Source organism: Acidobacteriota bacterium, assembly GCA_035529075.1.
Lineage (GTDB): Bacteria > Zixibacteria > MSB-5A5 > GN15 > FEB-12 > DATKXK01.
In genome coordinates, this window is sequence record DATKXK010000010.1 from 267,731 (window position 1) to 279,764 (window position 12,034).

A 12,034-nucleotide genomic window follows, 5' to 3' on the forward strand; every position below is an offset into this window, starting at 1 on the left:
GACATGGCCAGGGAGCTCGACATACAGCCCGGCGACCGCATTCTGGTCAGCCGCACGGACAGGCTCGGTGATCTGATCCTGGCGCTGCCGTTCGTGGAAACGCTCAAGCTGCGGTACCCGGAATGCCGGATCGACGTACTGGCGTCGCTTTACGCGTCGCCCATTCTCGAGAACAACCCGCGCATTGACGGTATAGCGCGCGTCCAAAACGATCAGCTCATCATAAGCCGCAACTACAAGAAGGAGCTGCTGAGGAAAATCCGGCGGGCCGGTTACAAGGCCGTGGTGGTCCTGTACCCGGAGCGCCGCGTTTCGCACCTGCTGTATAAGGCCGAGGTGCCGAACAGGATCGGTACGGCGGGGCGGCTGCACTCGTTTCTCTTTAACCACCATCTGTACCACTCCCGCAAAGCGAACCGGAAACACGAGTTGGAGTACAACCTGGACTTTCTCAAGTTCTTTCGCGACGGTTCCACGGTCATTACGCCGGTGGTTCACCCCAAGGATAAAGAGATTCACAACGCCCGGCGTATACTTCGCGAGCACGGTGTCTCGGGTGATTTTGCCGTTATTCATCCGGGTTCCGGGGGATCGGCTCACGCCTGGTCGGCCGAGAACTTCCTGCGCGTCTGTCCGCTTCTGGAGAAGGCGGGTCTGCAGGTCATAGTCTCCGGTACGGAAGAAGAGGGCCGCCGGTATGAAGAACTGGCCGGCGAGCTTGATATACGGTTACGGATGATCACGGGCCGCACCGAGTTAAGGACGCTGGCCGCCGTTCTGGCGCAGGCCAGGGTTGTGATCGCGAACTCGACGGGTCCGCTGCATCTTGCTGCCGCCGTAGGAACGCGGGTGGTGGGCCTGTACCCGCTCCAGAAAGTCATGTCACCGCGCCGGTGGGGGCCGCGCGGAGCCGGACATCGAGTCATTCAGCCGGCCAGCCCGGACTGCCAGTGCCCGCCGGGAAACTGCACGTGCATGACCACGATTTCCATCGAGCGCGTCGCTGCAGAAGCGCTCGCTGCGATAGGGGAGATGTAGCCGTGGCGCAGACGTGGGAGCCGATGAACCTCGCCCAGTTCATAATTCACATCGAGTCGTACAACTCGAACGTCGACATTCCGCTGATAAAGAAGGCCTACGAGTTCTCCGACGCGGCACACGCCGGCCAGAAACGGTCGTCGGGCGAGCCGTTCATCGAGCATTGTCTCGAGGTTGCCTTTATCCTGGCCGAACTGCACATGGACTCGGCCACCATCACCGCCGGTCTGCTGCACGACGTGGTCGAGGACACCGAGTACACGATTGAGAATATACGCCGGGAATTCGGAGACGAGATCGCCGAGCTCGTGGACGGCGTTACGAAGATCGGAGCCGTGCAGTTCACGTCGGTCGAGGAACAGCAGGTCGAGTACTTCCGCAAGATGCTTCTGAGCATGGCCAAGGACATCCGGGTCATCATTATCAAGCTGGCCGACCGTATGCACAACATGCGTACGTTGAGCCACCTGCCACAGGAGAAACAGCGGCGTATCGCCCAGGAGACGACCGACGTCTATGCGCCGCTGGCCCACCGTCTGGGAATCAACCGGGCCAAGGTGGAGCTTGAAGACCTCTCGCTCAAGCACCTGAACCCCAGGGTATATCAGCAACTGGTCACACTGGTCAAGGAACGCAAGGAGGAGCGCGAGGACTACCTGGCCGAGGTCGTCGGCCCGCTCAAGGAAGCCCTGGCCAAGGACGGCATAATCGCCTCCGTTCACGGGCGCGCCAAACACCTGGATTCCATCTACCGCAAGATTCGCCTGCGCAACGTACCCTTTGAAGAGATCTACGATCTGCTGGCCATCCGCGTGATCGTCAACTCCGAGCGCGAGTGCTACCACGCCATGGGGATAATTCACTCCATGTGGAAACCGGCGCCGGATCGCTTTCACGATTACATCGCCAATCCGAGGCCGAACGGCTACCGGTCGCTGCACACCACCGTCTACGGTCCGCGCAAGAAGACCGTGGAGGTCCAGATTCGCACCCATCAGATGCACCACGTTGCCGAGAACGGCATTGCCGCGCACTGGCTGTACAAGGAAGGTCGCCGCGGGATGAGCAAGGATGACCAGCAGGTGGCGTGGCTGCGCAACGTCCTCGAGTGGCAGAAGGACATGACCAACCCGGCCGAGTTTATCGAGTACCTCAGGATGGACCTGTACTCGGAGGACATCTTCGTATATACGCCCAACGGTCGGCTGATCAACCTTCCCCGGGGCGCGACGCCGCTCGATTTCGCCTTTCAGGTGCATACGGAGATCGGCCTGCACTGCGCCGGCGCGAAGATCAACGGCCGGCTGCAGCCCCTCTCGACACGGCTCAGGTCGGGTGATCAGGTGGAGATAATCACCAACCCCAACCGGACGCCCTCCCACGACTGGTTGAAGCTCGTCAGGACGTCGGCCGCGCGCACGAAGATCCGACGCTGGCTGAAGCAGGCCGGGTTTGAGCAGTCACTGAACCTGGGCCGGGAAATCATCGGACGCAAGCTCAAGGAACATCGCGTACCGATGCCCGACGACGCGTTACTCCAGGAATACGCGGAGCAGCTCAACCGCAAGTCCGTACCCGATCTCTTTGCGGCCATCGGTAACGGCTCCATGGGGGCGAACAGGCTCATGCGGCTTATCATTCCGGAGGAAGAGAAGGACACCGCCGGATTCGTCGGCCGGGTGATAGAACGCCTTCGCCGGTCCAAGGGCGTCAGGGTCCAGGGACTGGAAAACATGATGTTCCGCTTTGCCGGTTGCTGTCAGCCCGTCCCCGGGGAGGATATAGTCGGTTTTATCACGAGGGGCCGCGGCGTCACTATCCACCACGCCGAGTGCCAGGTGGCTATCGACCTCGGCAACAGCAACCCCGAACGCAAGATTGCGGTAAGCTGGGACGCCGGCAAGGATCAGTGGTTTATCGTGCAGCTCGACCTGGTGACGGAAGATCGCAAGGCCATGCTCCGGGATGTCACGCAGGCGATCGCGGATTCAAACACCAACGTCAGGGGCGCGGAGATGAAAACCACCGACGACGGGACGGCGGTCGGACGTTTCGTGCTGGAGGTCTCCAACCTGTCACACCTGAACCGCATCATCGACAAGGTGAAGAAGGTAAAGGGGGTCGTCTCCGTCAAGCGGGCGCGCAAACGCGAGTTCTCGACGTAGGCTGCGGAACCTTTCCTGTCCCGGTGTGGCCGTCCGGCGCCCGGGCGCTACTTGAACTCAACCGGCAGAGCCAGCGTATCGTTGTCGCGCTCGACCAGCAAAGTGGTCGTGTCTCCCTTTCGGAACTTGCCCAGTGCGTTCATGTACGTGTAGATGTCGTCGATCACGAGAGCGCCCATTTTGATGATGACGTCGCCTTTTATCAGACCGGCTCTCTCGCCGGGGCCGTCGGCCGACACACCGTCCACACCCAGGCCGCGAAGTTCGGAGATGAAGTCCGGCATGATGCCGAGGGTGACTGAGTAGGCGCCGCGCCTTCTGCCCGTGTCCTCGTGCTTGGTCCGTTGAAACGCCAGAAGACCGTCGTACCCGTCGAAATGGGTGACGATGCGGTCCACCAGTCCCGCTACCCGGACTATGCCCTCCAGGTCGATCTTGTCCACCACGTCGTCCGGCGTATGGTAATCCTCGTGAGCCCCCGTAAAGAAATACAGAACCGGGATGCCCATGTTGTAGAAGGCGGTGTGATCGGAAGGGCCGGTGCCGGATTCTTTAAGGGCGAGCTTGATATCATCCACCTGCAGACTATCGAAGAACGTCTTGAACTCGGTGCAGGTCCCGGTGCCGAAGATGGCCAGTCCTTTCTCCTGGTCCTTGAGCCGACCAATCATATCCATGTTTATGGTCATCCGGACCGTGGAGGAATCGACCGGCATGTTTCTCACGAAGTGACCTGATCCCAGCAGGCCCTTTTCTTCGCCCGTGAGGGCGACAAAGAGATACGTGTATTTAAGCCGGCTCCGCTCGGCGCTGTACCGGCGGGCCAGTTCGAGCAGGGCGGCCACTCCGGAGCCGTTGTCATCGGCCCCGTAATGGATCTTCCTGGGCTCCTCGAGGTAGCGTGACGTCGGCCCGCCCCAGCCGAGATGATCGTAGTGAGCGGTGATAACCACAGCCGTGTCGTTGTCCGAAGGCAGGCAGGCCACGACGTTGTATCCGGTATCGCGCACGGCAATCAGCTCCGTTTGACCGGACGCGTTCACCAATCCGGGGTGGGCCAGGTCGAGGCCCAGTTTCTCCAGCCCTTTCCGACGAAGCCAGATCACGGGAATATCCTTGGGCGTAACGTGACCGCCCGCGATTGCGATCATGGTGTCGTCGTGATCCTCCGGCGTGTAGAAAAACACTCCTGTCGCCTTGTGATCCAGGGCCCGGGCAATCTTGTCGGTCAGCGAACTACAGGCGCTGAAGTCGACCGCGGAACTATCCTCTGATTCGGGTGCGTGCCGCTTTACAATGACAGCTTTGCCTTCGACGTCTCTCCCCGCATAGTCGTCGTAACTGGAATCCTCCAGAGTGATGCCGTAATCGACAAAGATGAAGTCGTCGAACTGAAAAGTCGTGCTTGCCGACTGCAACAGGGGTTCAAACTCTTCGTGAAGTATTAGCTCGACTTCGTTGATTGCCAAGCGGTTACGCTCGCCGACCTCGATCTTGTCGGTGAACTCGAACTCCTGAAGCCAGGACCCGGTATCTCCCTTCGGCTGCAGGTCCGCAGACTCGAAGACTGAGACGATGTAGGCGGCCGCCTTGAATTCCCCCGGCTCGCCGGTCTCTCGGCCTTCCAGCGAGTCGGAGGCCAGAACGGAGATATGCTTGTAAATCGAATCGGCGCTGATGGTGTAACCAAATGCCGCTGCCGGGTACAGAACCAGGGCGAGCAGAGGAACAATTGTCAGGACGAGGGTGTTTCTTTTCATATGCTTCTCTTATGAATGGTCCAAAATCAGAGCCGGAAGGTAGGAGATTGTCACGGCAGTGTCACGTCTTAATTGACCTGTATAGTCTTCAAAACAATTGCCGGCTTTGACTGGTAACGTATATTATGCCGAAAATGCTCCGAGAGGTGACGGTTCAGTGAATCTTAGCAAATGTCCCAACTGTGGTGCGGCTCCCGGGGGCCGGCCGAAGTTCTGTCCCGAATGCGGAACGCCGCTGTCGGATCGGAAGAGACCGACCCGGAACGCCAGGCATGGCAGAAGATCAGCCACCGTCGACCGGTGGGGCTGGGTGATGATACTCGGTGCTCTTGTGATCGTGACCGCAGGGTATTTCGTTTTCAAAGGCGCCGGGCGGGCTTCGACGTCCTCGGAACGTCCGGAAACGTCGCAAGAAGGAACCGCAGCGGCTATGACGAGCATGCTCGATCAGCTTCCCAACGATTACGCCACCCTTGTGAGCATGGGTAACCAATTCATGGACGAGAGGAACTTCACGGTCGCCGCCGAGATCTACCGGAGGGCGCTGTCAATCGATGGAACGTCCCCGGACGTGCGCACCGATTACGGTGCCTGCCTGCACGGGATGGGTCTTGCCGAGCAGGCACTCCAGGAGTTCTCTCAGGTTGTGCGCAACCATCCCGAGCACAGCGTCGCGCATTACAACCTCGCGATTGTATACAATGAACTCGGCCAGATCGACTCGGCCCGCTACTACTGGCAAACGTTTCTTGACCTTGAACCGGATGGCCGTGGGTCAGACGCAGCGCGGCAGTACCTTAAGGGCCTCGAGGGGTAGAAGCGTCGCCGGCCTCCGGGCCGGACTGAAGGCGACTGGGCCTCGACTCGGGTCGCGATCCCCGGTGCGAACATGTTTGGGTTCCTGATCTTCTGTCCTGACGGCGGCGGATGCCTGCTGCCGCTCGCGTGTTTTTTCCCTTGAACGACCGGTGGGGCTGCGTTTTCTTAAAGGTATGAGGGCTTCCGTTGTCAAGGCGCGGGCATGGCTGGACGCAGCCATCGACTTTGCTTTTCCTCCGCTCTGTCTCGGATGCGGGGAATTCGTTCCAGAGGGTGTGTCCGTCTGCCGGCGTTGCCTGCAGAGAATAGACCGCTTCGAATATCCCATCTGCCTGACCTGCTCGAATGCCGTGGAGCGGGGGAGTCGTTGTACGCTGTGCGGTGCCGACTCACTTTTGCTCTTCGCATATGGCAACTATGTCGATCCGCTGAAGCAAATCGTCGTCCAGTTCAAGTTTCGCGGCATCAGGACGCCTGCCCGACTGTTTGCCTCCCTGCTCGCCGAGAAGTACTCTGAGCGCATTCAGTCCCTGGGGGCTGATCTGCTGGTGCCGATTCCGCTGCACATGTCCAGAGAATACCATCGCGGATACAATCAGGCCCTGCTGCTGGCTAAAGAGCTGGAATGCCGGTTGCACGTTACATGCGACGATGGTCGCATATTCCGGGTCAGGAAGCGCCGGCCTCAGACGCGATTACGGAAAACGGATCGGGCCAGTAACATCAGGGGAGTGTTCAGGGCGGTGCCGTCCGGCGGCCAGGGCCGTCGAGTCATCCTTGTCGATGACGTGGTCACGAGCGGCGCCACCGTAAGGGAGGCCCGCAATGAGCTCAGCCAGGCCGGCTGTACGGTCGTGGCCGTGATAGCCATCGGGCACGGGTTGTGACATGGCCGACACGTTTGAATTTCTTATCGATGATTTCCTGCAGCATCTCAAGCTGGAGCGGGGGCTGGCCCCGAACAGCCTTGCGGCCTATCGGGCTGACCTTAAGGAAGCCAGGCAGGGACTGCGCGTTGACGACCCCCGCCTGGTATCCCCGACGGCTGTGTGCGGGCATTTCGGTAATCTGGCCCGTCTGGGTCGCAAACCCGCGACGCTCGCGCGCAAGATTTCCAGTATCAAACACTTCTTCGAGTATCTGAAAGATATCGCTCTGGTGGCGGAAAACCCGGCACTGGCGTACGCCGCTCCCAAAATCTCACGCTATCATCCCGACTACATTTCGCCGGGGGAAATCGACGGCCTTATCAACGCCGTGAGCCCGGGTTCGAGAACTGCCGCCCGCGACCGGGCGATTATCGAGGTGCTGTACGGCTGTGGGTTGCGCCTTTCTGAGCTGATCAACCTCAAGCTCTCCTACATCGAGTTTGAAGCCGGTTTCGTCAGGGTTACCGGCAAGGGAAACAAGCAGAGGCTGGTGCCGCTGGGGGACCCGGCCCGGCAGGCGCTGGAGGCGTTTATGGACTCGGACCAGACCGCGCGGGCCGCGCCGTTTCGCGACCTGGTGTTTGTCAACCGGACCGGCAAACCGTACTCGCGGGTGGGTATCTGGAAGGTAGTGAAAAGGCTGGTCAGGGCCGCCGGGATAGCCAAGCGCGTCACTCCTCACACGTTTCGCCATTCCTTTGCCACGCATCTTCTTGAAGGCGGCGCCGACCTGCGGGTGGTACAAGAAATGCTCGGTCATGCCGATATATCTACGACGGAGATCTACACCCGAATCGACCGGGATTATATCGTTGCAGAACATCGAAAATATCACCCTCGAGAACTGGCCGGATTCAAAAGGGACTAATGCGGTCTCGAAGCCCACTTTCCATTTTGCGATCAAGCAGTCTGAAATCAGTCTGGATTTCCACCTCAGGCAGTTCTTTCGCGAGGAGGAAGTCTCGTTTCACTACTTCCGGGATTTCATTGACCTGAATACGATCTGTCTGCGGTATGCCGTCGATGCGATTCTCATCGGCGGCAAGTCACTGTTTCTAAGAGAGTTAGAGCTAACCCGGGCCATCAAGAACAACATCCAACTATCCATCGTTCCGGTTATCCTCTATCATCCGTCTCCGGCCAAGGACATCATCATCGCTGCCTATGAAAACGGTGCCGAGGAGTTCATCTACGGTGAGTGGATTGACAGGTTCGTGGAGGTTCGGATTCGCCGCGTCGTTGAACGCAGCCGCAGGGACCTCTCGGTCAACCCGACCACCCGGCTCCCCGGACCGGCCATGATCGAGCGGGAGATCGAGCGCCAGATGAGTCTTGGCGAAGAGTTCGCCGTATGCTACGCCGACCTCGATAACTTCAAGGCCTACAACGACTACTACGGATACGCCTACGGCGACCGCATCATCCGCATGACCGGCCGGGTCCTGAAGGACATCGTATACGATCTGTGCCAGGAGGGGTTTGTCGGTCACATCGCCGGTGATGATTTCATCTGCGTCATTCCGCGAGATCTCGTCGATGAAACCTGCTACTGGGTGATCAAGTGCTTTGACGCTTTTGTCCAGTTCAGGTACAGCGAAGAAGACAGGGACCGCGGATTCATCGTGACGACCAACCGTCGGGGGATCGTCGAGCGGTTTCCCATTCTCAGTATCTCGATTGCAGTTATCATCAACGAAGAGGGCAAGTTCCGGCATATTGGCGAGCTGTCCAAGATGCTGGCAGACCTCAAGAAAGCCACCAAGGCCATGCCCGGCTCCAATTACATGATTGAGCGGCGGAAGAAGTACTGACCAGAGTCCTCCGGCGCAGCCGAGCATCGGCTCGAGGCTGTTTCGCCGGACCGTCATCCAAAAACAAAACCTCTTTCTCAAAATTCGCGTGCGAAATGGCACCAGTCCCATTATATTACTTATAATTACTCCGGGCTGAGCATCGCAGATTCAAAGAGTTACTCAAGGGGTCGATCAGATCGCGCTGAGCGCTTAAAGACTCGGCGCAAGGAGTACGGCAATTTCACAGGATAGTCGGATCCTGTTTGCACCGGCTGGCAATTCCCCCCTAAATTACTCCGATTTTCGGGATCCGGCTTTTGTATACAGCACCAAATTTGCTCAGACTTAGTGTAATCACCTAAGGCTCTAACCATCTACTCTTTGCAGAAAGGAGCTAGCCTACTGCAAGAAAGCGAGATGAGACAAGACGGTTCTTGAAATCAGGAAGTAACTAATCACAATTGAAGAGGATTGAAGGGGAATGATATGATTCGGATTACAAACTATGTGCTTTTGTTTGCACTGTTGATGCTTGTGGTGGGTGGGTGCTCTAGGGACTACAGCCCGGTGGACTCGCAGGCACCGGCTGACGTTGGTCGTGCTGCGGCGCCGGGGCTGAGTCTGGCGGCTGAAGATACCTTCAAGTCGGCTACCCTGTACGTTAACGTGATCGAGCCCAGTGGCCAGCCGGTTAACGTGCACCGGATAACGAACTCCTGGGAAGAGATGACGGTCACGTGGAACAATTTCGCTGCTGCCTTTGCACCGGAAACTTGGGGCTCCTTCACGGCCGACGGCGCCGACTGGCGCTCGACGGACGTTACGGCGCTGGTACAGGCCTGGATGAACGGCACGTATGATAACTACGGTTTCCTGCTGGATCAGTTCGACCCCGACTATCCCCGGACCAAGTACTTCAGCCGGGAAGCGAGCGCCAACCAGCCGTACCTCGAAGTCTGCTACGAGACGGACGGCGGCGAGGAGTGCACAAACATCTTCCCGGTCGCCGACGCGTACATTTTCGAGTATACGCCGGATGAGAACCGGGGTGATTCTCCGTTCCTGTATACCGGCCGTTACGAGGAAGGCGGGCCTGAGAAGCAAACGTTGATCAGGTTTGAACTGCCCGTGATGCCTGAACTCGCCGCTATCGGTGACTTCGTCTGGCACGACGAGAACATGGACGGCATCCAGGACGGTGGTGAAGCCGGTGTTGCCGGTGTGACCGTCAATCTTTACGACTGCGAAGATGTTCTGCTTGCCACGACGGTTACGGACGGCAGCGGGTACTACCTCTTTTCGGACCTGACCCCGGGCGGCTACTATGTCGAGTTCGTTTTGCCGATGGGGTACGTGTTCAGTCCGAAGGACCAGGGCATGGATGACGCCATGGACAGCGACGCCGATCTCATGACGGGCAAAACGGAGTGCACGACGCTGGATGCCGGGGAGACGGATCTTACCTGGGACGCCGGCATATACATGCCCGTTCAGGAGGGTTGCACGCACACTATCGGCTACTGGAAGACCCACGCCGGGTTCGGTCCGCAGGACGACGTCGTGACGCCGCTGCTGCCGATCTGGCTCGGTACGGCGGGTGGCAGCAAGAGCCTTGCCGTGACCACCGCAGCTATCGCCGTGGACGTCCTGGAGATGAAGACGTACGGCAAGAACTCAAACGGCATCACCAAGCTGTACGCTCAGTTGCTCGGCGCCAAGCTTAGTATCGCGAGCGGAGCGAGCGGCTCGGATGTTGACGATATAATTGCCGACGCCGATGCCTTCCTTGCCGACCACGACTGGATGGACTGGGATGGCCTGAGCGATGAGGATCGGCAGATGGTCCTTGATTGGCAGGGCACCCTTGATGATTACAACAATGGCGATATCGGCCCGGGTCATTGTGACGAGATCGACGGGCATTCGCAGGAGTTTGACAACAGATAAGAGGGGGGAGACGTAGATCGAGCAGCCCACGGGTATGTCTCTTGCCCGTGGGCTTTTTTTGTGCCGGTGACCGTATCAGTCAGTGTGGACGGCTGCCTCGCCGCTACTGGATCGTCAGGGGCCCAGAGGCGACTTCCTTTCGAATCCCTGCCCCGATCACGACGATATGAATCTCATAGCTGCCTGCCGGTGCGTCGGTCCGCCTGATTGTAAAGGAGACCGGGATGGTGCTGGACCCCTGCGGGGCAGTCGTAGCCATCGGATTTCCACCCGGATCGAAGCCGGAGACATAGGCCTGCCCGCCGGCCTGGGTGACGAGGTAGGAAATCGTAACCGGCACCGGGGCGTCGGCAACCGTGGTGATCGTCACCCTGCCGGTGACAGTCCCGCCGGCCTGGTCCCAGGCAGGCTGTGTTTCATAGGCCACGTCGAGACTGAATGCGCCCACGTATACGGTCGCTATCAATGCGGCCAGGACGGGCCCGCCACCGTCCGGGACTGCTTTGAGAATCAGGGCATAGCTGCCTGACATGGCCTGGCCTGCGGTCAGTTCAAACTTGCCTCCAAAAGATGGAGATCCGGGACCAAGCGTACCGGTCGCCTGCTCAAAGCGCACGGTGCCGCCGTCGTCCACGAACGGGCCGACGGCCTGCAGCATGACATCGACTGCTTCCCCCTGAACGTAGTTCGCGCTGTACATGCCGGTGCCGGTGCCGCCGGGGCCGAAACCGGTGGGGACGTCCGCTGCAAGCTCCACTTTCAGAAAACCGCAGAGAGTACCGACGGTCTCGACAAGCATAGAGTATGCCTCGTTTGCCGAGGTGCTGTTAGTGCAGGGGTCGGGGGCGGTTATACTCGTGAGAGTTCCCTGTTCCTCGGCCGTGAGGTTGTAACCCGCGGCCATGATCCTGACCCCGTCGGCTTTCAGCCCGGCGGCGATGTTGAGCAGCTGGTTGCAGGTACCATCGGCTTGTGAACAGAAACCGCCGTCGGTCACGATCACGAGGAACTTGGGCCGGTGGGTGTCCTCGGTCAGCAGGTTACCGGCCATATCGAAGGCAGTGACCATGTCTGACGAACCGGCGGCGGTGAGGGCTTCGAGGGCGTCGACAAATGATTGCCTGTTCTCATCTGTGACTACTTCCATGCCCCAGGCCGCCGTCCCGGCGTTTTGCTCGAACGTATGCAGGCCCATGTTCCAGCGCCCGGAAGGCACGGTCTGTACGACGTCGCCTGCCGCGCCGGCCATCCATTGAAGAAGGCTGAGGCCGCCGCCGATGTCCTGGCCCATAGTCTCACCGACGTCAAAAAGGAACATGGCCGCCAGGTCGCACTCCATGTTGGCCTCGGCTGTCAGCCCCGGTTTTTCAGGGGCCTTCGTACCGCACGAAAGCGCCAGGCTGAGTGCAAGAGCAGCGACCAACCAGCCTGCAAACCGACATTTTCTGGCCATGGTATACCTCCAGTGTGTTAGGTGTTGTCCGAAGGGCGAGCCCGATGAACCGTCGAGTTGATATGGAATCTGAGTTTCCAACCTACCCGAAGTGGCACGGGCAGGCAAGGCTTTTTGTGCCGGCGCAAGT

General features: G+C 59.2%; 9 protein-coding genes. 7 read left to right on the plus strand and 2 right to left on the minus strand.

All coding sequences use genetic code 11. The features are described 5' to 3' along the window. Positions 1-3: 3 nt before the first annotated feature. The gene (locus tag VMY05_04390; GenBank protein HUV30317.1) at positions 4-1,038 is read left to right on the plus strand and encodes a glycosyltransferase family 9 protein; all 1,035 of its coding nucleotides are present in this window, start codon (positions 4-6) and stop codon (positions 1,036-1,038) included. A gap of 2 nt (positions 1,039-1,040) precedes the next feature. After that, entirely contained in the window at positions 1,041-3,203 is a 2,163-nt protein-coding gene (locus VMY05_04395) for a bifunctional (p)ppGpp synthetase/guanosine-3',5'-bis(diphosphate) 3'-pyrophosphohydrolase (GenBank protein ID HUV30318.1), read from the plus strand. Between the two features lie 47 nt (positions 3,204-3,250). Here the strand turns inward: VMY05_04395 and VMY05_04400 are convergent, their stop codons facing one another. Then, a complete protein-coding gene (locus VMY05_04400) occupies positions 3,251-4,963 on the minus strand; it encodes a M20/M25/M40 family metallo-hydrolase (protein HUV30319.1) in 1,713 nt (570 codons plus the stop codon). A 313-nt stretch (positions 4,964-5,276) separates the two neighbouring features. Here VMY05_04400 and VMY05_04405 point away from each other — a divergent pair, with 313 nt between their 5' ends. The 5 genes from VMY05_04405 to VMY05_04425 all read left to right on the plus strand — a co-directional run bounded on the left by VMY05_04405 (position 5,277) and on the right by VMY05_04425 (position 10,451). Beyond that, positions 5,277-5,780: a tetratricopeptide repeat protein gene (locus tag VMY05_04405; GenBank protein HUV30320.1), complete on the plus strand. Its 504-nt coding sequence runs from the start codon at positions 5,277-5,279 to the stop codon at positions 5,778-5,780. A gap of 175 nt (positions 5,781-5,955) precedes the next feature. Further along, complete coding sequence (locus VMY05_04410) at positions 5,956-6,669, plus strand: ComF family protein (protein ID HUV30321.1); 714 nt, start codon at positions 5,956-5,958, stop codon at positions 6,667-6,669. A gap of 1 nt (position 6,670) precedes the next feature. Then, a complete protein-coding gene (locus VMY05_04415; GenBank protein HUV30322.1) occupies positions 6,671-7,579 on the plus strand; it encodes a tyrosine recombinase in 909 nt (302 codons plus the stop codon). Beyond that, the gene (locus tag VMY05_04420) at positions 7,524-8,522 is read left to right on the plus strand and encodes a diguanylate cyclase (GenBank protein HUV30323.1); all 999 of its coding nucleotides are present in this window, start codon (positions 7,524-7,526) and stop codon (positions 8,520-8,522) included. The genes VMY05_04415 and VMY05_04420 overlap by 56 nt, the downstream gene beginning before the upstream one ends. A 468-nt stretch (positions 8,523-8,990) precedes the next feature. Continuing rightward, positions 8,991-10,451, plus strand: a complete 1,461-nt coding sequence (locus tag VMY05_04425; protein ID HUV30324.1) for an SdrD B-like domain-containing protein — start codon at positions 8,991-8,993, stop codon at positions 10,449-10,451. Positions 10,452-10,554: 103 nt separating this feature from the next. On the opposite strand, the gene VMY05_04430 is transcribed toward VMY05_04425, so the two are convergent. Further along, a complete protein-coding gene (locus tag VMY05_04430; GenBank protein ID HUV30325.1) occupies positions 10,555-11,904 on the minus strand; it encodes a vWA domain-containing protein in 1,350 nt (449 codons plus the stop codon). Between the last annotated feature and the right edge of the window lie 130 nt (positions 11,905-12,034).